This is a genomic window from Pyxidicoccus sp. M6, assembly GCF_055568925.1.
Map to the genome: position 1 here is coordinate 9,118,060 of NZ_CM145714.1, position 20,760 is coordinate 9,138,819.

Here is a 20,760-nt window from a genome sequence, read left to right on the forward strand (position 1 = left end):
TGGGAGCCCCACCCTACCTTCCAATTGATTTTTCTGGAGGATGCCTACGTTCCAGCCCTTTCTTGCCGTGTCGCTCCTCTTGGGAGCGTCCCCTACGCCGGACGTAGCACCCCGGTCTGACACTCCGGCGGTTGCCTCTCCGGCTGCCTGTCCCAACCCGTACTTCCCGCTGGAGGACGGCCTCAAGCTGACCTACCGGGCAGGCAAGTCCTCGGAGATGGTGCTCTCCACGAGGGACGTGACGCCGGTGCCGGAGGGCCTCAAGGGCACCGTCGCGGTGAAATTGAAGAACCGTGAGGGTCAGACGGAGGCCACGTGTACGCCCGAGGGCATCCGCACCGGCCTGGGCGGCCTGGAGGGGACGTTACTCTCCGCGTCGGGCATGGACGTGCAGGTGGTGAACGCCGAGGGCGTCGCCGTGCCCTCTCCGGCCACGATGGTGCCGGGCGGTACGTGGAAGAACAGCCTCTCCGTGAAGCTCCAGCCGCCGGCAAGCAAGACGGGCGGCATCCGTCCCACCATCGCCACCACGTTCGACAAGGAGGCCACGGTGGTGGGCGAGGAGGAAGTCACGGTCGCCGCCGGGACGTTCAAGGCGCTCAAGGTGAAGAACATCACCACGGCGCGCTCCAGCCGGCCCGGTGCCCAGGGACGCTCCATGGAGAGCTTCATCTGGTTCGCGCCCGGCGTGGGCATCATCAAGCTGGAGACGGCCGGCAGCACGGACCTGGAATTGCTCAAGGTGGAGCGCCCGGAGCCGCCCAAGGCCGCAACCAACAAGGCGAAGACGATGAAGAAGGCCGTGGCGGCGAAGAAGGACCCGAAGCCGGAGTAGCTACGCCGACTCGCCCGAGGACGACGGCGGCGTCTCTCCGGAAGGCGGCGCCGCGGGCTCCGAGGACGGCACGGCCGGGGTCTCCGACGACGGGCGCGGCGCCGTGGCGGCCTTGGACTGGGGCTCCACCACCACCCGCACCACGCGCGGCCCGTCGACCTCCTCCACGAGGATGCGCCACATGTCGAGCTTGAGCGAGTCCCCCTTCTCCGGGACGCGCCCCAGCCGCGCCATCAGGTAGCCGGCAATCGTCGTCACCTCGCCCTGCTCGTCCTCGTCGAGGTCGAAGTTGACGTCCAGCCGCTCCTCCAAATCATCGAGCTGCGTGGTGCCCGGCAGCTCGAAGCGGCCGCCCGGCAGCGAGCGCACCTCCTCCACGCGGCGGCCCAGCTCCGCCACGTCGCCCACCACTTCGGCCACCACGTCCGCAATCGTCACGAGGCCGGACGTGCCGCCGTGCTCGTCCACCACCAGCGCCGTCTGACGGCGGCGGCGGCGGAACTCGGCCAGCAACTGCTCCAGCGTCGCGTTCTCCGGGATGAAGAGCACCGGCCGCTGCACCTGCGCCAGGCTGCGCAGCTCTCCGCGCGACAGCAGGAAGAAGAGGTCCTTCGCGTTGACCAGGCCCTCCACCTCGTCGAGGTTGCCGCGGCACACCGGCAGCCACGTGTGGCCCGCCGCGCGCGCGTCGGCGATGCACTTGTCCAGCGGCTCCTCCACGTCGAGGAACTTCACCTGGTTGCGCGGCACCATCACCTGCCGCGCCGTCTTCTGCGCCATCTCCAGCGCGCGCTCCAGGAGCTCCGCGCGCGCCGTCGTAATCGCCCCCGCCTGCGCCGAGCTGTGCAGGATGACGCGCAGCTCATCCTCGCTGTGCGCGTCGTGCGACTCCTCCCCCACCGAGTGCAGGCCGAACAGGCGCAGCACCCATGCGGCCAGCCCGTTGAGCAGGACGATGGCCGGGTAGAAGAGGAAGTAGAACGCCCGCATCGGCAGCGCGACGGCGAGCGTCGTGGCCTCGGCGCGCTGAATCGCCAGGCTCTTGGGCGCCAGCTCTCCGACGACGATGTGCAGGAAGGTGATGATGCTGAAGCCGATGACCACCGCCGCGGTGTGGGCCACCGTCGGCGCGGCGCTGTCCGGCACCAGCTTCTCCAACAGCGGCTCCAGCAGCTTCGCGAAGGCCGGCTCACCCAGCCAGCCCAGCCCCAGCGACGCCAACGTGATTCCGAACTGCGTCGCGGAGAGGTACGCGTCCAGGTGCCCCACCATCTTCAGGGCGGTGGCAGCGCCGGGCTGGCCCTCGTCCACCAGCGCCTGCAGGCGCGTGGCGCGAATCTTCACGATGGCGAACTCGGTCGCCACGAAGAAGCCGTTGGCGAAGACCAGGAGGATCGCCAGCCCGAGGAACACCCATTCCATTCCCATGGCCGTGGCTCAGAACAGGGCTTCGAAGTCGGGGTCGCCCTTGAGGGAGTCGAACATGGGGTCCGTGGACAGCCACCCCATGACCTTGGGCCGATCCGCCGTGAGCGACTTCTGGAGATACAGCACGGCGTCCTTCGGCCGACCCCACAGCGCGAACAGCGCGGCCAGGTTGTAGTTGAGCAGCAGGTCCTCGGGGTTCAGCGCCCGGGCCCGCTCATAGGCGCGCTCCGCTTCCGCGTAGAAGCCCTTCTGCGCGTAGCAGATGCCCAAATCGAGCTGCGCCTCGAAGTTGTCCGGCTCCAGCCGCACCACTTCCTTCAGCTGCGTAATCGCGGAGCGGTAGTCGCCCTCATCCATCATCAGCGCGGCCAGCTCATGACGCGGGAAGGCATCCTGAGGGTCCAGCTCGATGGCCGTCTGGAGCTCGCGCATCGCCTCCTCCACCCGGCCCTGGTCCGCGTAGGTGAGGCCGAGGTTGAGGTGCGCGTCCGGGTACTCCGGATCCAACTCGATGGCCTCCTTGTATTCCTCGACGGCCATCTCCCCCGCGTGGGTGGAGAGGAAGCAGGCCAGGTTGTAGTGCGCCGTGGCGCTGTCCGGCTCCAGCTTGAGGGCGGTGAGGTACTCGGTGAGGGCCTCGCGGAAGAGCTTCTTCTCCGCGTAGACGGTGGCGAGGTTGTCGTGCGCGTGGGCCGAGCTGGGGTCCAGGTCGATGGCCTTCTTGAACTCCTTGATGGCCTCGTCGAGCCACCCCCGGTCCGCCAGCTCGATTCCGCGAGTGTTGTGCTCGTCGGAGAGCGCGATGTTGTCCTTTTCCCGGGCCATGAGCGCGCGGGCAATCTACGCGCCGCACAATCACGGGTGCAAGGTAGAGTTTCCCCCCGCCCATGCGCCACGCCGCCCTCCTGCTACTCCTGTTCGCCGCCTGTCATCCGCGCCCCGTTCCCCCTCCCGAGTCGCCTCCCGCGCCGGGGCCCGCCCAGCCCGCTCCGTCGGACGCGGGCGTCGTCACGCTCCCCACCCCGCAGGGCACGCTCGCCGGGGCACCGGATGCCGGCCCGCCTGTCCAGCCGCTGACGCTGGTGGTGGGCGGCGACGTGACGCTGGGCCACAACCACCAGACGTACTTCGACGACCAGCTTGCCAAGGGCCGCACGCGCGAGGAGATGCTCGCGTACGGCTTCAAGGAGGTGAAGCCGCTGGGCGACGCGGCCGACATCTTCGCCGTCAACCTGGAGTGCCCCTTCACCGAGGGCGGAGAGAAGCTGCCCAAGAACTTCAACTTCCGCGCGCGGCCGGAGTTGGTGGGCGCGCTGCTCGCGGGCGGCGTGGACGTGGTGAGCCTCGCCAACAACCACATGATGGACTTCGGCGCGCAGGGGCTGGTGGACACGCTGGTGACGCTGGAGACGGCGCGCATCCCCTACTTCGGCGCGGGCCGAAACCTCGCCGAGGCGCGCAGGCCCGCCATCCTCACCGTGGGCGGCCTGCGCGTGGCCTTCCTCGGCTACTTCTTCCTCGGCGAGCGCAACATCGAGCCCCCGCAGGTCTACGCGACGGAGACTACTCCGGGCGTCGCCGGGCACTTCTCCGACGTGGACGTCATGGAGCGCATGCTCCGCGAGGACATCCTCGCCGCGAAGCAGCAGGCGGACATCGTCCTGCCCTTCTTCCACTGGGGCCGCGAGGGCACCTACTCGCCGGAGCCGTACCAGGTGCGCCTGGCCCACGCGGCCATTGATGCCGGAGCCAGCGGCGTGCTCGGCAGCCACCCGCACGTGCTCCAGTCCATGGAGCTGTTCCAGGGCGCGCCCGTCGTCTACTCGCTGGGCAACTTCGTCTTCGGTGGGAACTGGAACCCGCGCGACAAGCGCAGCGCGCTGTGGAAGGCCCGCTTCGGGCCCGGCGGTTACCTCTCCAGCGAGGTGCTGCCCCTGCGCTCCGACCGCTACCCGGAGCTCCCCTTCCAGCCCGTGCCCGTGACGGGCGCCGAGGCGGAGGATGTCATGCGACTGCTGGCCAACTCGTCCGGCGCCGTGGAGCACATGCTGCCCGAGTTGGAGCCGTGGGCCCGACCGCCCCCCTCCCCCGAGGCACAGGGGAGGGAGTAACCGGCCAACTACACCTTGTTGTTGCGCTGGCCCTTCTTGGCGCGGGCGCGGCGGCGCTTGAGCTGGGACTTCCGCCCCTTGGCGCGGTTGGCGAGCTTCTTCTTGGAACGATTTCCCTTCTGGGCGGGCATGTGGAAGGACTCCGTGTAGGTGATGTGAGACCGACCGCCTGATGGCGGTGAAGGCGGCCCTTCTTTCATGCGACCGCCCGAGCAGCCAAGGATTTTCTTGACTCCGCCCACCCTTGCCAGAGGGCGGACAAAGGGGCAATACCCCCCGGAACGACGATGATTGACAAACTCGAAGACGTCGAGCGCCGGTTCGAGCGCCTCACCGCCGACCTGTCGAACCCCGACGTACTCGCCGACTCGGCGAGGCTCCAGAAGGTCTCCAAGGAACGCGCCAGCCTCGAGAAGCTGGTGGACACCTTCCGCAGCTACCGCAAGGTGCTGGCCGACCTGAACGAGGTCGAAGCCTGGCTGGGCAGCAGTGACGCGGACGAGAAGGCCTATGCCCGCGAGGCCCTGCCCGGCCTCAAGGAGCAGCGCGAGGAGCTGGAGGCCCAGCTCAAGGTTCTCCTGCTGCCCAAGGACCCCAACGACGAGAAGAACGTCATCCTCGAGATTCGCGCCGGCGCGGGCGGAGACGAGGCGGCCCTCTTCGCGGAGGAGGTCATGCAGATGTACCTCCGCTATGCCGACAAGAAGGGTTGGAAGGCGGACATCCTCGACATGAGCCCGGGCAACGCGGGCGGCGTGAAGGACGCCACGGTGACGCTGTCCGGTGACGCCGTCTTCAGCCACATGAAGTACGAGTCCGGCGTGCACCGCGTGCAGCGCGTGCCGGCCACCGAGACTCAAGGCCGCATCCACACCTCCACGATTACGGTCTCCGTGATGCCGGAGGCCGAGGACGTGGACATCCAAATCAACCCGGCCGACATCGAGATGCAGGTGATGCGCTCGACGGGCTCGGGCGGCCAGAGCGTCAACACCACGGACTCCGCGGTGCGCCTCATCCACCACCCGACGGGCATCGTGGTGAAGTGCCAGCAGGAGAAGAGCCAGCTGAAGAACCGCAACATGGCGCTGCGCATGCTGCGGGCGAAGCTCTACGAAATCGAGCAGGAGCGCATCCGCAACGAGCGCGACTCCACGCGGCGCGCCCAGGTGGGCTCCGGCGACCGCAGCGAGAAGATTCGCACGTACAACTTCCCGCAGGACCGGCTGACGGACCACCGCATCGGCCTCACCGTGCACAACCTGCCGGGCATCATGGCGGGCGGCATCGAGGACGTGATGACGGCCTGCCGCACCCACTACCAGGCCGAAGCGCTCAAGGCCCAGACGGGCGGCGGCCCGAAGCCCCCCACTGCCGAAGCATGACCAGCGAGACCTGGACCATCCGCAAGGTCCTCACCTGGACGACGCAGCACTTCGAGAAGCGACAGGTGGACAGCCCCCGGCTCACCGCCGAGGTGCTCCTGTCGCACGTCCTGAAGATGGGCCGCGTGCGCCTCTACGTGGACCTGGACCGGCCCCTCTCCAAGGAGGAGCTGGGCACCTTCCGCGGGCTGATTGAGCGGCGCCTGAATGGTGAGCCCACGCAGTACCTCACCGGCGTGCGCGAGTTCTACAACCGCACCTTCAAGGTGGACGCGCGCGTACTCATTCCACGCCCGGAGACGGAGCTGCTCGTGGAGGCGGCGCTGCGCATGCTGCCCAGGGACGCGCCGTCGCGGGCCCTGGACGTGTGCACGGGCTCGGGCTGCATCGCCATCAGCCTCGCGGCCGAGCGCCCGCAGGCCACGGTGGTGGCCACCGACCTGTCCCCGGACGCGTGCGCGCTGGCGAGGGAGAACGCGGAAGGCCTCAAGGTCGCGGACCGGGTGACGGTGCTGCAGGGGGACCTCTTCTCCCCGCTGCCGCCGGACACGCGCTTCCGGGTGGTGGTCTCCAACCCGCCCTACATCGACACCGCCGAAATCGCCACGCTGTCCCCCGAGGTGCGGCGCGAGCCGAAGCTGGCGCTGGACGGCGGGCCGGACGGGCTCGTCATCCTCCGCAAGGTGGTGACGGGTGCGCGACGGTGGCTGGAGCCTGGCGGGCTCCTTGCAATGGAGATTGGCGAGACACAGGGCCCCGCCGTCCTGGAGCTCCTCAAGGCCGCGGGTTACGTGGACGCGCGCGTGGAGAAGGACCTGGAGCGGCGGGAGCGCATGGCTTTTGGGACACAGCCCGTGGCTGACGGGCCACAGGGCTGAAGACGCAGGGAACCATGGACAAGATTGTGATGAAGGGTGGCCCGGAGCTGCACGGTGAGGTGCAGGCCTCGGGCGCGAAGAACGCGGCGCTGCCCATCCTCGCCTCCGCGCTGCTGGCGGATGGTACCTCCACCTACCGGAACGTGCCGGACCTCGCGGACGTCAGCACCATGCTCAAGGTGCTCAACACCATGGGCTGCGACGCCGAGCGGCTCACCGCCCGCAAGAAGGACGTCTGCCAGGTGGGCGTCAACGGCCACATCCACCCGGAGGCCCCGTACGATTTGGTGAAGACGATGCGCGCCAGCGTGCTGGTGCTGGGCCCCCTGGTGGCTCGCTTCGGCCGCGCTCGCGTGTCCATGCCCGGCGGGTGCGCCATCGGCGCGCGGCCCATCGACCAGCACCTCAAGGGGCTCAAGGCCCTGGGCGCGGACATCCACCTGACGGAAGGCTACGTGGAGGCCCGCGCGAAGCAGCTCAAGGGCGGCACGGTCAACTTCGACGTCATCACCGTCACCGGCACGGAGAACGTGCTGATGGCCGCGGTGCTCGCCAAGGGCCGCACCATCATGGAGAACTGCGCCCGCGAGCCCGAGATTGAAGAGCTGGCCCGCGTGCTCAACAAGATGGGCGCGCGAATCGAAGGCGCCGGGACGTCCGTCATCACCGTCGACGGCGTGGACGGCCTCAAGCCGGTGGAGCACGCCATCCTCCCGGACCGGATTGAAGCGGGCACCCTGCTCGTCGCGGCGGCCATCTCCGGCGGCAACGTGCTGGTGAAGCACGCGGTGCCCGAGCACCTGGAGGCCGTGGTGGACAAGCTGCGCGAGGCGGGCTGCACCATTACCGCCGAGGGCGGTGGCCTGCGCTGCAAGGCGCCCCGCACGCTCAACGCGGTGAACATCACCACCACCGAGCACCCGGGCTTCCCCACCGACATGCAGGCCCAGCTCATGGCGCTGATGTCCGTCAGCCACGGGACGTCTGTCATCAGTGAAAACATCTTCGAGAACCGCTTCATGCACGTGCCCGAGCTGCACCGGCTGGGGGCGGACATCACCATCCAGGGGCACACGGCGGTGGTGAAGGGTGTGAAGGGGCTGAGCGGGGCGCCGGTCATGGCCACCGACTTGCGGGCGAGCGCGTCGCTCATCCTCGCGGGCCTGCGGGCGGAGGGGCGCACGGAGGTCAGCCGCGTGTACCACCTGGACCGCGGCTACGAGCGCCTGGAGCGCAAGCTGCGGAGCCTGGGCGCGGACATCCGCCGGGTGAAGGCGAAGGCGTAAAGGACTGAGGGGAGGGGCGAAGAGACGGCGCGTTGCCAACAGAAGCGGCAACGTGGGTTGCATCCGAATTTTCGCACGACCTATCATTCTCCGAACCACTGGGGAGCATCCCTCCCCCACTGCAGGAGAATGAACCGCCCCATGGATTGCCCCAGCTGCAACGTCGAGATGGCAGATCTCGAGGGGGATGACTTGACGTTGCGAAAGTGTGGAGAGTGCGGCGGCCTCTGGATCGACGTCGCGGACCTGAACCGGGTCCTCCTCCACAACAACCTCCCCGGGCTGGAGAGCCAGGGCGGCAAGGTAGACGCGGAGGCGTTGACGGGCCAATGCCCCGAGTGTCAGGTGGACCTCGTCCGGGTGGACGGCGGCGACCGCCAGCACCCACTCCACTACGACACGTGTGAGTCCTGCGGTGGCATCTTCCTGGAGTCGGAGTTCCAGGACGCCACCGACGTGAAGGTCGCGGTGGAGGAAATCATCGCCTTCTTCCGCCACTTCAGCGCGAAGAAGAAGCTGGCGGCCCTGTAGGCCCCTGGCTGCTCCCCGGGGCCCCTGGCCGGGTGGCGCTCGGCGCCGCCCTGGCCGGCCTCAGGGCCTGCCGCGAAACTCGCGGCCCCATTCCTCCGCCACGGGCCCCTCCACCTCGAGGGAGGCCTCCGGCATCCGTACGCCCTCGTCGCCGCCCTTCTGGAGGCGTGCGGTCACCTTCCCGCGCTTCGGCACGTCCAGGGACAGTCGGGTTCCGGACAGCGTGTACGTACCCGTGACGGAGGTGGGCCCGCCGCCCTCCAGGGGCTCGCGGGTGTAGCGGAAGGTGCCGTCCATGTAGAAGGACAGGAAGCTCTCGGGGGCGCCCTCCAGGCCGCCGAACCAGGTGCCCAGCAGCGGCGCCAGGCGCGCGTCGTACTTCAGGCGCGGGGCCAGCCAGGTGCCGTTGAGGGCCTTGCCGCCCGAGTAGAAGACGAGGTCGGTGACGCAGACGGGGGCCGCGTCGTCGGCGCCGGGGAAGCGGTCCACCACCTCGAGGATGAAGCGCGCGCCGCTCAGGGGCTGGCTCAGCGCCACCTTCTGGAGGCCGCGCTTGTCCTCCACCTTGAGGCTGCGGGCGGCGTCCACGCTGGTGAGGGTGAGCTTCTTCGCGCGGGCGCGGGCCTTGAATGCGGCCCGGTCCGTGCCGTCTCCCGTGTAGATGTGGACCTCGTCCACGGTGACGGCGTCCTTGAAGCCGATGGTGATGGGAGCCGGGGACTCACCGGAGGAGCACCACGCGGTGGTGTCCCGGCCGTCGAGCAGGTTCAGGGGGCCGTAGCGCTCGGGCTGGGCCTTGCGCTCCATCCAGTCGGAGGTCTCCACGTAGCCGGGGGGGACGGTGGAGGCGGCGGAAGCGCTGGCGGCCGCGAGCAGTAGGGCGAGGAGGGGGCTTCGCATGGGGTGCATCTTTGATCGCCGGCCGAGGGGCCTCCAATCGCGGATGAAAGCAGCGGCGCGGATGTTGGGGCGCTTGACACCGGGTCGCCGCGAGGAAGGATGACGGCCCGTTTGCCGAGGAGAACGTGATGCGACGTTGGGGGTGGGGCTGTGTGCTGGCGGCGATGCTGGTCGCCTGCAAGGAGGACAAGACACCGGCGGTCCAGGACGCGGGCCCGGTGGAGACGGGGCCCTCCGCCCTCACGGAGAAGGAGCCGAATGAGCGGCCGGACCAGGCGCTCGCGGTGACTCGTGACAGCACGGTGACGGCGGAGCTCACCGCGCAGCCGAACAAGGCGGACGAGGACTGGTACCGGCTGGCGCCCCCGGCCCCGCGAATTGCCGACGTCACCGTGTCCGGGCTGCCCGGCGGCGACATCACCCTGGAGGTGTATGACAGGGACAGGAACCGGCTGGCCGCCATCAACAGCGAGGGCGAGGGCAAGCCGGAGCGCTTCCCCAACCTCTACGTGGAGGGCGAGCGCTGGGTGCGCGTGGTGCCCGCGCGCAAGGGCGTGGGCGGCGCGTACACCCTCGACGTGCGCATGCGCGCCCCCAACGACGGCGAGGAGCGCGAGCCCAATGACCGCGCCGTGGACGCGGCCCCGCTGCCGCTGGGCCAGGCGGTGACGGCCTATCTCGGCCACGCCGGGGACGAGGACTGGTACCGCATCGAATTGCCCGAGCCCGCCGCGCCCGGAGGTACCGCGCCTGGTGGCGCCACCCCGGGCTCCGAGGGCACCGCGCCCACCGGCACGGAGGGCGCCCCCGCCCAGGGCACCGGCAGCGCCACGCCGCCTCCGGGTGGCGAAGCCGCCGCCCCACAGCAGGGCACCGCGCAGGAAGGCGCCCCACCCTCCTCCGCGCCCGAGGGCACCTTCGCCGGGGGCGAGCCGCCTCCGCCGGCCCCCGCCCCCGCGGAGGGTCAGGGCACGCCGGGCGAAATCGGCGGTGCGGCGGCGGCTCAGGCCGTGACGCAGGCCCAGGACGCCGGCACTGCGCCGGCGGTGCCGCCCGAGCCTCCGTCGGTGGCGTTGAAGATTGAACTGTCCGGAGTGGAGGGCGTGCGGCCGGAGCTCTCCGTGCTGTCGGCCGCGGAGGCGCCGCTGTTCTCCCTGCGCGGCAAGGACGGCGAGCCGCTGTCCCTGCGCAACATCGGCGTGCGAGCCACGGACCGCGTCGTCTACGTGGTGGTGAAGGGGGGATGGACGGGCACGGGCAAGGACGCCCGCCGCACCTTCAGCGCCACCGCGCCGTACACGCTCACCGTGTCGCAGGAGGAGGCCGGGGCCAATGCGGAGCTGGAGCCCAACGACGAGCTCTACAAGGCCACGCCGCTGACGGCGGGCGGCTACCGCGAGGGCTTCCTGTCGCCCAAGGGGGACATCGACAACTTCGTGCTCAAGACGGCCGAGCCGGTGCTGGCCAAGGTGGAGCTGTCCGGCGTGGAGCGGCTGGACCTGGTGCTCTTCATGGTGGAGCCGCCGCAGGGCGACACCGAGAAGGAGACGGTGCTCCTGCGCGTCAACGACGGCGAAATCAAGGAGCCCGAGCGCCTCAACAACGTGGCGTGCAACGGCAGCTGCTACTTCCGCGTGGAGGGCGCGTCGCGCAAGGTGGACGGCAAGTGGGTGAAGGACTTCGAGAACGCGGAGCAGCCCTACCGCATCTCCATCACCACGGTGCCGGACAACGGCGGCGAGGAGCGCGAGCCCAACAACACCTCGGACCGGGGCCAGGAGCTCACCCTGGGCAAGGCCGTGCGCGGCACGGTGTTCCCGGTGAAGGACACGGACTTCTACCGGCTGGACTTGTCGGACCGGCCGGTGCGCACGTCCATCAAGGCCACGCTGCTGGGCATCCTCAAGGTGGACGTGGGGCTGTACCTGCACCGCGTGCAGCCGGATGGGAAGCTGACGCTCGTGCAGACGGCTGACCGTGCCAAGGGCGACCAGCCGGAGGTCATCCGCTACAGCGCGGAGCCCGGCGTCTACGTCCTCGAGGTGCGCGACGCGAAGAACCGCGAGGCCAACTTCCAGGACGCCTATCAGCTCACTGTCGAAGAGGGGGAGTAGCCCGACACTTCCCGTTGACAAGGCAAGGAGAGCCCCCTACTTTGGTTCTCGCTTCGCCCTGCGGTGGTAGCTCAGTTGGTAGAGCACGAGCTTCCCAAGCTCGGGGTCGAGGGTTCGAATCCCTTCCGCCGCTCACTCATAAAGGCCGGTAGTTCTTGAGGAAACTCGGGACTACCGGCCTTCGTGTTTTCGGGCCTCGGGCCGCCTTGCAGCACGGGTGCAGCAAACGGAGCGAAGCTGGTCCTGCCGCTCCCCTCCCCGGCTCGCGCCTGCGGCACCTCCGGCGGCTGCTGCTGGGGGACAGGAGCGAAGGACAGCTTGTTGATTTCCTGGCGCAGATAGGCCGGGTCCATGTGGGCGTAGCGCCGCATGGTGAGGTTCGGGTCCGAGTGCCGCAGGACGCTCGCCACGGCCGCCGAGCTTGCCCCGGACTGGATGAGCAACGAGGCGCAGGTGCCGCGCAGGTCGTGGAAGCGCAGTCGGCGCGGCTTCGGCTTCGTCCAGAGGCGCATGGCGCAGCGGGGGCAGCGCTTCGCCTCGGCCTCGTCCGCCTCCTCCTGGAAGCCACACCCCTTGCGGCGGCAGATGAGCTTCCAGCCACTGACGATGCCGGCCCGGCCTAGAGCGCCGAACAGGTTAGGTCACGCCGCGCGCTGGTAGCGCGCGGCGACCTCAAGGTTTTGGACAACCGCGAGTCGCCTGAGGTCAAAGAGGTTGCGGCGCGTGCCTCGGTAACGAGCCTTCGGGCCCTGGCGGTTGGCGAGATGTGCCAGGCGATGCTCGACGCCGACACGTTCCCGGAGTTCTGCGCGGCCCGCGCGCGACTGCAGACGTGAGCGAAGGCGCTTCTGAAGCCGCTCGTCGTCGCCCATCGTGACGCTGCGACCCTTGCCGGATGCGGCCTGGGTACAACTTGAGCGCAGCTCGCACGGCCCGCAGGCTTCCGGGTCAAATTGCACGACGGCGCCGGGCTCGAAGGGCTCCACCTCGCCAGCAGGGCATTGGATTGTGCCGTCGCGGATGTTCACTTTGAAGTCGCGCTTGCCGAAGAGTCCGGCCTTCGCGCTGGCTCCTCGCCACGGCCGGCAGACGACGTCGCCGCCGCTCTCCAGCACGTCTTCGGTCATTGAGCTGTTGAGGTACGCCCTGTCGATGAGGAGGACGTCGGGGAAGAGCTCCTGGTGGGCCATGTCTTCCTGCAGTGCGCCCGTCGCCTCCTCTTCGGGTCGGTTGGCCGGCGTCACGGCGCAGGCCACCACCAGCTCGGTGTCGAGGTCGGTGCCGACGTGCTGCTTGTAGCCATTGAAGCGTTTGCTCTTGCGCCCGTGACGCATGTCCGGGTCTTCGATGGAGATGCGCCTGTCGGCCGCCACGCCTTGTCGAATCTGCACGCCGCCCTCGGGGCGCGGCTCGAGGTCCTGTTCGCGCACCTGCGCGAGCGCTTCGATGTAGCGAGTCAGCGGAGCCGCGACGCACGACTTCGACTGCTTCGCCACCCAGGCCATGAGGCGGTCGAGCTGTCGGCAGAGTCGATTGAGTGCGTCGACCTTCGCGTCGGGCGCGCTCCAGTCGGTGTCGAGGCCGGCCTTGATGCTGCTGGCCATCAGCAACGGCGCATCGGCCTGCTGACACACCTCCTCGACGTCGGTGCCGAGCGCGAGCGCCATGCTCTCGGCCACCTTGCGGCCTGCGTGGCCGAGAAGGTTGATGGTGTCCTCAACCCGCCCGGCCCCTTCCAGAGGGCGGCTGTCGACCCCCACTCGCAGCGTCTTCGGCGTCTTCTTCGGGTCGAAGCCCTTCGCCCGCTTCGCCACCTCGACGGTGCGCTCCAGCAGTCGGCGGTCCATCTCGGTCGCGATGAGGCGCTCCCTGAATTGCTGCAGCCCGCCCTGGGAGAAGGCTGGCTCGTCCTCTTCCGCGCCGAGTCGGTCCAACACCATCCGCCACCGGCTGTCAGTGCCCGACAGGCACACGGCTTCAGCATCCGAGGCCTGTGTGTAGGCCTGCACCAGCAGCGCCATGCACATCATCGCGGGCGGCTGCGGCTCTTGTCCCTGGCCCGTCTGTCGGTACATCGCTTCGAGCTCGTCCTGAAAGGCTTCGTCGAACAACTCGTGCCGATGCTCGCGCAGGAAGACAAAGAGCTTCCTGCTCTTCCCCGCCAGCTTCAGCAGGCGCTGCTCCCGTGCGCTCTGCTCCACAGCCGGCTTCCAGCGCTCCATGAGCCACCTCCGTGAGGTGGCGACCTGAGCACGCGGCGACAGCCCGCGTCGATCCCCTGCCGCTTGCCTGCTCCCTCGCCGTAACCTGATCGGCGCTCTAGAGCTAGGCACTCTGGCCACTGCGATTCAGGGCGCACGCATGCTGGCGGACCTCCATGCGCGGCGCGATCTCCCGGATGCGGAGATGGAGCGGAACGCCCCTGCCTGCATTGTGTCCGTGCTTGCCCTGGCTACGGAGCGCCTCGGGCAACTGCGGCGCGTGGTGCGCAACGAGGAGGACCCAGCCAACTTGTGGACCCCGCACAACGGGGTGGAGGCCCCAGAGACGCTCGGCGAGTTCCCCGGGGATATCGTCCTGTTCTCCTGGGGTTCCCACCGGCTTCCCCTGGTCATGTGGGGGGACCGTGGAATGGAGGCCCAAGAGACCCCGGAGAAGCGCGCGCGCAAGGGGCGCAAGGGCACGAGCAAGCGGGCGCGCAGCCCCGCTCCCGAGTCCTCCGAGGCCTCCCAGGGTGAGAGCCCGAGGGACTCCGCGCCGTCTGCTCCTGCGTCCTAAATCTAGGGGCAGCGGCACCGCTGACGCGGGGACCGCTGGGCGCGGATGCTCCAGCGGTCTCTGCTCCAGGGGCTTGAAACGACGCGAGCCGACCAGCCTTCAGGAAGCGCCGTGCTGAGCCGACTGGACCACAGCGAGAGCGCTTTAGCTCTACGGCAACAGCGTCTTGATGGTCTCGCAGTTCATCAGGGCGCGCCGCATGTAGCGGTGGTGAGAGTGCGCAGTGATCTTGGGCGTGAACTCTTTGCATGTCGCGTCATCGGAGGTGACAACGCGCGTCTGGGTGTACGTCCAATCCTCTTCCTTGGGGTCGTATGTGAGGACGAGCGTCAGAACAATGCCGCACAGCCCCCCCGGCCCGGAGACGCTCACCCACTTGTTCTTCGATTCCCGCTTGAACACGCGCTCAAACCGCGTGTGGGTGACCGAGCAGGCGTTTCGCGGCTCAAGGAGCAGATCACGCATCGCCGAGACAACGCAGTCGGAGGTACTGCACTCGCACACCCTCGTGAACGAGGCCCGCTCGCGCTCAAGGTAGGCTAGCTTGGACGGCTCTGTGGTGACGGTCTGCACCTCATCGAGATACGCAAGCGCGCTGCGGCACGACGCATGTGCCTTCTTGACACCCTCATCTCCAGTATAGCGCTTGCGAAGTTCGGCCTCCCCTTCGGCGATCTCCTGGGGCGTTGGGGACGCCGCCTTTGTCACCAGCATGTGGGAGAAGACGCAGTCGACCTCACGAAGTGAGTTCCGTGCTGCGGCAGTAGGTCGACACTCCATCGACATCGTGTCGACCGAGTCTGGTGAATAGAGCAGTGCCGACATGTACGCGAGTTCAGTCTTCCCGCCCTCACTGGGCGGATGCGTGGCCTCAGCAGCACCAGTTACCATCAGGACTAGGAACGGGAGAGAACGCATCCCTCCATCCTCCCCAACACCGGGGCACGGGTCCACTGAGCGGGGGGTTCAGAGGGACTGCAATGCCTGAGGCCCATTGCCCCAATCTCCGTGGCCCACCTAGCCTCGGTGGTCATGCGCCCCGTTCTCCTCCTGCTTTTCCTTCCGGCTGCCGCTGTTCACGCTGACCCGAGCGCGACAACACCACAGGCGCACAGGTTCCTGATGTCAGCGCCCGACAAGGAAGGCGATGACGGAACAAAGATGGTCGACAGCACATCGGTTACGTGCGTGCCCGAGCAGAGCGACCGGGCGCCCACTGAAGTGCTTACATGCCACTTCCGGCAACTGCGCGTAATACGGTTTCGTGAGAAGAAGACCGCTCCCGGGTCGTGCACTGTTGCCGAGTCGGAGTGGACAGTCACGTTCCACAAGGTTGGTGCGCACCGCTGGCGGGGATTGTGGGAACCCGCTGGGACATGTGCGGTCGCACGCGTCCACACTCTTGAGCACGATGCCGAGAAGAGAGTGTGGACATACTCACGCGAGTCGATTGTTGGGGTTTCTGACCGAGCGATGTGCGGGGCGGGTGGTACTGAGTACACCGGCACGTCGTACAACACGGCCTTGGACGGAGCGCACGTTACGTTTCCCGCCAAGGACATCGGCTGCGCGCGGATCGTGGGGATTAGCCCCACCCCTTTCAAGGTGTTGGGAGCATACCGCTCCCTGGGGCATGTCGGGCTCCACGCGAGCCCGCGCCCGCGGTTCTCTGCGTCCCACGAGCAGGCTTTTCGTGTCTTGGTTTCGTGAAAGACGCCTCGTCCCATGAAATCACGTTGCGACAGACAGCGCCCGGACAGTCTTTTCGCCTTGGCGCCGCTCGTCAGAGTCGCGACTGTCTCCCGTCAGGCTTTCAGGTCTTCTCGTCTCCGCGCAGCACCCGCGCCGTCGAGACATGCCGGTCTACTTCTCGCCTCGACGCGTACCCCTTCTTCTCCTTCTTCTTCGGCCCTCGGGGATGCTTGCGCAACTTCGAGGGCTTGACGTGGCTGGCCAGCCTCAGCAACTCCTTGCTCAACTCTTCATCCGTCTGAGACTCGAATCCGCGCCAGAGTGGCTCTGGAATGGCTATCATCATCCCGCCATAGGTGGCCTTCACTTCGTCCGCCACGTAATAGCTGGACACCTCCGCCGCCTTCAACCGGTGTTCGGTCTCCACTGCCGCCAGCATCACCGCCAGCACGTTGTACGCCATCACCGCCATGCCGAAGGCCAGCAGCGCCGCTCGCGGGTAGCCCAGCGTCTTCACCTCGCTCTTCAACACAGACTCCAGCCGGCCGAACATCCCTTCGATGCTCCAGCGCCGCCGGTAGAGCCCCGCCACCTCCTTGGCCCCCATGCGCTCCGGGGGCACGTTCGTCAGCACGCGAATGCGGGTTTCGCCGTCCGCGGTCGGCGCCTCCAACTGCAACTCAATCCGTCGCAGCCGCAGGCGCCGCCCCTGCTCATCCTCAATCTCGACGGCCTGCTCGAAGACGACTCCCGTTTCGACGCGTCCCACCTTCCTCACCGGCCCCACCTCCGTCGGCGAGGGCGAAACGCCATGCTCGCGGATGACGAAGGCGGCGTGCTTGTCCTCCACGGCGAAGAGTATCCGCCGCGTCGAGAAGTTCCGGTCCGCCAACCACAACTCCCCCGCCTGCACTCGCTCCAGCACCGGCCCCATCAACGCCCGCTCCTGCGCGTGCGCATCCTCCGCTGGCACCATGTCCACCACCAGGTCCCACTCCGGCGCGTACACCACCAGCGCCTGGCCCGGAAGCGCCGCGCCTCGAAAGCCCCGCAGCGGCTTGAGCCTCTTCTGGCTGGCTGCCAGATGGTTCCCATCCAGCACTCGCACCCGGTAGCCCGAGGCCCAGGACGGCTGCTGCAGCTTCAGCTGCTCCAGCACCGGCAGTAGCCGCTCCCCGCTGCATTGCACCAACTCCCGTACCACCCGCGGCTCGGCGTGGTGCACCTTCTCGTACAGCGCCTGCATCGACACCTTCAGTCCCTCGCTGGACTGGGCCGCCGCATGGAGCGACGGCCGCAGGCCCAGGGCCACCAGCGCCATCAGGTCCACCTCGGTGGAGAAGAGCAGCTCACGCGTGTACTGCCGCTGGCGGTGCTGCTCGAACAGGCTGTCGAGCCACTCGGCACTCAGCGCCCGCTGCATGAGCAGTCGCGCCATGACGGGCAATGGGCTGTGCTGCACGAAGCGCTCGAAGACGGCGTCCAGGGCCATGACTCTTCCTCCGGCCATACCTCCCTGGAAGGTGCTCTCGACGCTCCCTTCAAGCGCCGTTGCCCGAAGCAACCGCTACCTCTGCCGCCACCCCTCCCGCCAGGGGAGCCCCTCCATCACCTTGAAAGGGGTGGGGATTAGCCCCTGAGCGCCCCCACCGCTGCGGGCCAGCGCGGGGGCTCGCGCTAAGAGACACGGCACGCAACCGGTTCCGGTTCCCGCCATAGGGCCGGGAACCGGGAACCACCGGGTCAGCCCTGGCCCCGGGCGAGGAAGGCGTCCACGTCCGCTGGCCGGACGCGGATGGCGTTGCTCACCCGGACGTGGGGCAGCTCGCCCCGCTCGCACAGCCGGTAGACGGTGGCGGTGCAGATGGCCAACCGCTCTGCCACCTCACGCACGGTGAGCAGGCGCTCCGCCCCGCTCGGCAGCGCGCGGAGCCGCGCAGGAGCCGGACCTTGCAGCAAGGATGCAGCAAACTCCTTGCGATTCCCTGCTACTGGCTGGGATGGTTGGACGGACCCCGGCCGCGAATCCCCAACGGTTCTGAGGGCTTGTGAATGACTGATAACGCCTGGACGGGTCGAGGCCGCGCTTCCCAAGCTCGGGGTCGAGGGTTCGAATCCCTTCCGCCGCTCACTCATAAAGGCCGGTAGTTCTTGAGGAAACTCGGGACTACCGGCCTTCGTGTTTCCGGGCCTCGGGACGTCTTGCGGCAAGGATGCGGCAAACGGCGCGAAGCCGGTCCCGCCTCTCCCCTCCCCGGCTCGCGCTTGCAGCACCTCCGGCCCCGGCGGAAGGAGTCTGCTCCTTCTTCCAGGGCCTCGCCGTCTCCGCGTGCTGGCGTGTGGCCTGAAACGACGAAGCGGGACGCCCGGAGCCCCGAGCGTCCCGCCTCTTCACGCGGCTTCAGCCGGTGTGACGGGGACTACCCGCCAATCGCGCCGTTGATGAGCGGCGCGACAATCTGCATGCCCGGGTCCTCATCGTTGTACCCGTTGGCGGGCTCGTAGATGCGGACGCGCTGGTTGTCGTTGATCCACCGCGAGAGGAACTTGTCCATGCCGACGAACTCGCTGTAGCACTTGTACGTCTGGCCCCACGGGAACTCGAGGTACTCCCACCAGTGCCGCTTCTTCTCCATCTGCTGGCAGGCGTGCGAGCCGATGAAGGTGATGATGGTGCTGCAGTGGCTGGAGTTGATGGCGCGGTTGTGGGGGATGAAGTAGCTGAAGTTGTTGTAGAGATTCAGCTCCTGCACCAGCCGGTCCTGGTCCTGCTTCCAGTATCCGAGGACGGACTCCTTGTCATTGGGCGTCTGGAAGCGGTCATAGGAGAAGCGCGAGTAATTGTAGTCCCGCGTGTAGCCCGTGTACGCGAGTTGGTCGTTGGGGAACTCCTGCGCCACCATCTTGTTGATGCTGCCGAAGTCATTCATGTTGAACGAGGCCGGCAGCAGGCCGAACACGGAGTCCAGGTTCCACGACGAGCGAATCTTGTCGTGCAGCGGGCGCGAGCGGTACGAGAGGTCCGGCGCCATGAAGATGGGGCCCGAGTCGTTGAGCATGTAGCCGCGCGCGGGATTGATGGCCTTGCGCAGAAAGTAGAAGGCGGCCGACGTCGCGGTGCCGCCCGCGCTGTAGCCCGTCATCAGGAGCTTCTGGACGTTGGGGAACTGCGTCTTCGTCCAGTTCGCCACCGTCGTCGTGTTGATGTAGCCGTTGTGGTACCAGGTCAGCGGCGGGTTCTGCCCCGTCGGGTCCGCGTACGTCTTCACGTTGTTGCCGATGTGCACGTCACCGGTGCAGTACGGCAGGTAGACGATGTTCCAGTTCTTGGTGACCAGGTCCGTGCGGCTGCGCAGCGGCAGGCCCGGGTCGGCGCCGTTGACGATGGGCGACACGTACTTCGCGGTGAACTGGGTGATGTAGTCGTCGCTGATGCCGTTGGGGTTGGCCGCGCCCAGCACGCCCGCGCGCCCGCTGCACGTCTCGAAGTCCCAACACGCGCCGCCACCTTCGAGCAGGAACAGCAGGTTGGGCGAGTTGGTGCGGTGGACGAAGAATTTGTACTGCGAGCCGTTGCCACACTTCGTCCCGGGCAGCTCCACCTTCTGCCAGTTGTAGTTGTTACCTCCGTCCACGAGCATGCTGACGATGGTGGAGACGATGACCTCAGCGCGGGCCATGCCAGGCACCAGCGCGACGGCCATGAGGCTGGCCAGGAGTAGGCGCTTCATTCATGAACCTCCGGTTTTTGTGGGAATTCCATTCTATACAATGGAATTGCAACTGTGCCAGGGCCTCTTGCGTGTGGCATGTTTCATCCGCGACGGCAGCTGTGATGCGTTGCGGAGAAGCAGCCGGGGTGAGTCATTGCGCGGTGCGTTGTCCGGCCGGGTAGCCTTGTGCGCGCGGCGCGCGGTATTCGGGTCGGAATGGTCGTGAATGCTCGGTGGACGGGGCTCCCGTGGCTGGTGGCGGCGGGTGTCCTCGTGGGGCTCTTCGTCGTGGTGCTCGTGCTCCTGAGTCGCCCGGAGCCCCCCGGCCCCCCGGAGGTGGCGGCGCCGGCTTCCGTCGCGGCCCCCACCGCCCCCGAGCTGTTGATGGTCACCAGGAAGCGCGGAAATCTGGACCGGGCCGGCAGCAGCCCTCAGCGTGCGCGGAGGGTGCGCCCCTCCATGGGCAGCGTGGGAGACGCCCATGACAACGCGATGTGCGCGAGCTTCTTCGCCACGCTCGAATGCGAGCTGCTCGACCGTCGCAGTCTTCGCTCGCAGGCTGAGGGGCGGATGGCCGTCTTCGAATTCATCGAGGGCTGGTACAACCCGCACCGCCGCCACTCCGCCCTCGACCACGAGTCGCCCACCAACTCCGAAAAGAAGTACCGGGCTGCTGCCTGACGGTGAAAGCCCGATGCTCAAACGTCAGATGTACGGTCGAGCCAACTTCGACTTGCTGCGTCGCCGGAGGCTCAAACACATCCACCGCGAATGTCCTGCGCAGCAGCCCGGCCCAATCCAGTCGCTGCCTCCGCTCCTTCTTCCGTTCCGCCTTCGCCGCTGCCTCTGGCGGAGGGCTCGCCTCTTCCAGCTTCAGCCCTGCCCCCACTTGAGGGAACCTCGTGGAGAGGTTCTTCCATGGCCTCAAGCGCTTCCGCCGCCTCGCGACGCGATATGAAAAGACGGCTCGTAACTACCTCGCCCTCAGCCACATCGCCTGCACGCGGATGTGGCTCAACTAGGGACACCCCTAGAGCGCCGATCAGGTTACGGCGAGGGAGCAGGCAAGCGGCAGGGGATCGACGCGGGCTGTCGCCGCGTGCTCAGGT

17 protein-coding genes, 1 tRNA gene and 3 pseudogenes are annotated in these 20,760 nt (G+C 67.9%); 11 read left to right on the top strand and 10 right to left on the bottom strand.

The features are described 5' to 3' along the window. Positions 1 to 40 precede the first annotated feature (40 nt). Positions 41 to 835: a TapB family protein gene (locus ACVTJA_RS35660; RefSeq protein ID WP_465826459.1), complete on the top strand. Its 795-nt coding sequence runs from the start codon at positions 41 to 43 to the stop codon at positions 833 to 835. Here ACVTJA_RS35660 and ACVTJA_RS35665 read toward each other — a convergent pair whose 3' ends face one another. Continuing rightward, positions 836 to 2,263: a hemolysin family protein gene (locus tag ACVTJA_RS35665; RefSeq protein ID WP_465826461.1), complete on the bottom strand. Its 1,428-nt coding sequence runs from the start codon at positions 2,261 to 2,263 to the stop codon at positions 836 to 838. Positions 2,264 to 2,272: 9 nt separating this feature from the next. Beyond that, positions 2,273 to 3,088: a tetratricopeptide repeat protein gene (locus ACVTJA_RS35670; RefSeq protein ID WP_465826463.1), complete on the bottom strand. Its 816-nt coding sequence runs from the start codon at positions 3,086 to 3,088 to the stop codon at positions 2,273 to 2,275. A gap of 62 nt (positions 3,089 to 3,150) precedes the next feature. Here ACVTJA_RS35670 and ACVTJA_RS35675 point away from each other — a divergent pair, with 62 nt between their 5' ends. After that, positions 3,151 to 4,374 (top strand): CapA family protein, encoded by a 1,224-nt coding sequence (locus tag ACVTJA_RS35675; RefSeq protein ID WP_465826465.1) that lies wholly within the window; start codon positions 3,151 to 3,153, stop codon positions 4,372 to 4,374. A gap of 8 nt (positions 4,375 to 4,382) precedes the next feature. Here the strand turns inward: ACVTJA_RS35675 and ACVTJA_RS35680 are convergent, their stop codons facing one another. Continuing rightward, on the bottom strand, positions 4,383 to 4,505 hold the full coding sequence (locus tag ACVTJA_RS35680; RefSeq protein ID WP_256445445.1) for a hypothetical protein: 123 nt from the start codon (positions 4,503 to 4,505) through the stop codon (positions 4,383 to 4,385). 156 nt (positions 4,506 to 4,661) lie between these two features. On the opposite strand from ACVTJA_RS35680, the gene prfA reads away from it, so the two are divergent. The 4 genes from prfA (at position 4,662) to ACVTJA_RS35700 (ending at position 8,454) form a co-directional block, all read left to right on the top strand. Continuing rightward, complete coding sequence (gene prfA, locus ACVTJA_RS35685; protein ID WP_465826467.1) at positions 4,662 to 5,759, top strand: peptide chain release factor 1; 1,098 nt, start codon at positions 4,662 to 4,664, stop codon at positions 5,757 to 5,759. Beyond that, complete coding sequence (prmC, locus tag ACVTJA_RS35690; RefSeq protein WP_465826468.1) at positions 5,756 to 6,637, top strand: peptide chain release factor N(5)-glutamine methyltransferase; 882 nt, start codon at positions 5,756 to 5,758, stop codon at positions 6,635 to 6,637. Before prfA ends, prmC begins: the two co-directional genes overlap by 4 nt. Before the next feature lie 14 nt (positions 6,638 to 6,651). Further along, positions 6,652 to 7,923, top strand: coding sequence for a UDP-N-acetylglucosamine 1-carboxyvinyltransferase (gene murA / locus ACVTJA_RS35695; RefSeq protein WP_465826469.1), 1,272 nt, complete (start codon positions 6,652 to 6,654; stop codon positions 7,921 to 7,923). Between the two features lie 141 nt (positions 7,924 to 8,064). Further along, positions 8,065 to 8,454 carry a zf-TFIIB domain-containing protein gene (locus ACVTJA_RS35700; RefSeq protein WP_465826472.1) on the top strand — a complete coding sequence of 130 codons (390 nt, stop codon included), beginning with the start codon at positions 8,065 to 8,067 and terminating at the stop codon, positions 8,452 to 8,454. Between the two features lie 60 nt (positions 8,455 to 8,514). Here ACVTJA_RS35700 and ACVTJA_RS35705 read toward each other — a convergent pair whose 3' ends face one another. Further along, positions 8,515 to 9,354, bottom strand: coding sequence for a discoidin domain-containing protein (locus ACVTJA_RS35705; RefSeq protein ID WP_465826475.1), 840 nt, complete (start codon positions 9,352 to 9,354; stop codon positions 8,515 to 8,517). A 128-nt stretch (positions 9,355 to 9,482) separates the two neighbouring features. On the opposite strand from ACVTJA_RS35705, the gene ACVTJA_RS35710 reads away from it, so the two are divergent. Both ACVTJA_RS35710 and ACVTJA_RS35715 read left to right on the top strand, forming a co-directional pair. Continuing rightward, entirely contained in the window at positions 9,483 to 11,468 is a 1,986-nt protein-coding gene (locus tag ACVTJA_RS35710) for an ABC transporter substrate-binding protein (protein WP_465826477.1), read from the top strand. 60 nt (positions 11,469 to 11,528) lie between these two features. Next, positions 11,529 to 11,601, top strand: a tRNA-Gly gene (locus tag ACVTJA_RS35715). Between the two features lie 274 nt (positions 11,602 to 11,875). On the opposite strand, the pseudogene ACVTJA_RS35720 reads toward ACVTJA_RS35715, so the two are convergent. Beyond that, positions 11,876 to 11,980, bottom strand: a pseudogene (locus ACVTJA_RS35720) (hypothetical protein); the annotation flags it as partial. A 129-nt stretch (positions 11,981 to 12,109) separates the two neighbouring features. After that, on the bottom strand, positions 12,110 to 13,690 hold the full coding sequence (locus ACVTJA_RS35725) for an IS1182 family transposase (protein WP_465826479.1): 1,581 nt from the start codon (positions 13,688 to 13,690) through the stop codon (positions 12,110 to 12,112). Positions 13,691 to 14,099: 409 nt separating this feature from the next. Here ACVTJA_RS35725 and ACVTJA_RS35730 point away from each other — a divergent pair, with 409 nt between their 5' ends. Further along, on the top strand, positions 14,100 to 14,246 hold the full coding sequence (locus ACVTJA_RS35730; protein ID WP_465826481.1) for a hypothetical protein: 147 nt from the start codon (positions 14,100 to 14,102) through the stop codon (positions 14,244 to 14,246). Positions 14,247 to 14,396: 150 nt separating this feature from the next. Here the strand turns inward: ACVTJA_RS35730 and ACVTJA_RS35735 are convergent, their stop codons facing one another. The 4 genes from ACVTJA_RS35735 to ACVTJA_RS35750 all read right to left on the bottom strand — a co-directional run bounded on the left by ACVTJA_RS35735 (position 14,397) and on the right by ACVTJA_RS35750 (position 19,669). Beyond that, positions 14,397 to 15,164, bottom strand: coding sequence for a hypothetical protein (locus tag ACVTJA_RS35735; protein ID WP_465826483.1), 768 nt, complete (start codon positions 15,162 to 15,164; stop codon positions 14,397 to 14,399). A gap of 895 nt (positions 15,165 to 16,059) precedes the next feature. After that, positions 16,060 to 17,430, bottom strand: a complete 1,371-nt coding sequence (locus tag ACVTJA_RS35740; protein WP_465826485.1) for an IS4 family transposase — start codon at positions 17,428 to 17,430, stop codon at positions 16,060 to 16,062. 251 nt (positions 17,431 to 17,681) lie between these two features. Next, on the bottom strand, positions 17,682 to 17,897 hold the full coding sequence (locus ACVTJA_RS35745; protein WP_465826487.1) for a helix-turn-helix domain-containing protein: 216 nt from the start codon (positions 17,895 to 17,897) through the stop codon (positions 17,682 to 17,684). Between the two features lie 461 nt (positions 17,898 to 18,358). Beyond that, on the bottom strand, positions 18,359 to 19,669 hold the full coding sequence (locus ACVTJA_RS35750; RefSeq protein WP_465826489.1) for a pectin acetylesterase-family hydrolase: 1,311 nt from the start codon (positions 19,667 to 19,669) through the stop codon (positions 18,359 to 18,361). 429 nt (positions 19,670 to 20,098) lie between these two features. On the opposite strand from ACVTJA_RS35750, the pseudogene ACVTJA_RS35755 reads away from it, so the two are divergent. Together ACVTJA_RS35755 and ACVTJA_RS35760 are read left to right on the top strand one after the other, a co-directional pair. Beyond that, positions 20,099 to 20,332: pseudogene (locus tag ACVTJA_RS35755) on the top strand (integrase core domain-containing protein); the annotation flags it as partial. A gap of 215 nt (positions 20,333 to 20,547) precedes the next feature. Beyond that, positions 20,548 to 20,673 (top strand): annotated as a pseudogene (locus ACVTJA_RS35760) (transposase); the annotation flags it as partial. Between the last annotated feature and the right edge of the window lie 87 nt (positions 20,674 to 20,760).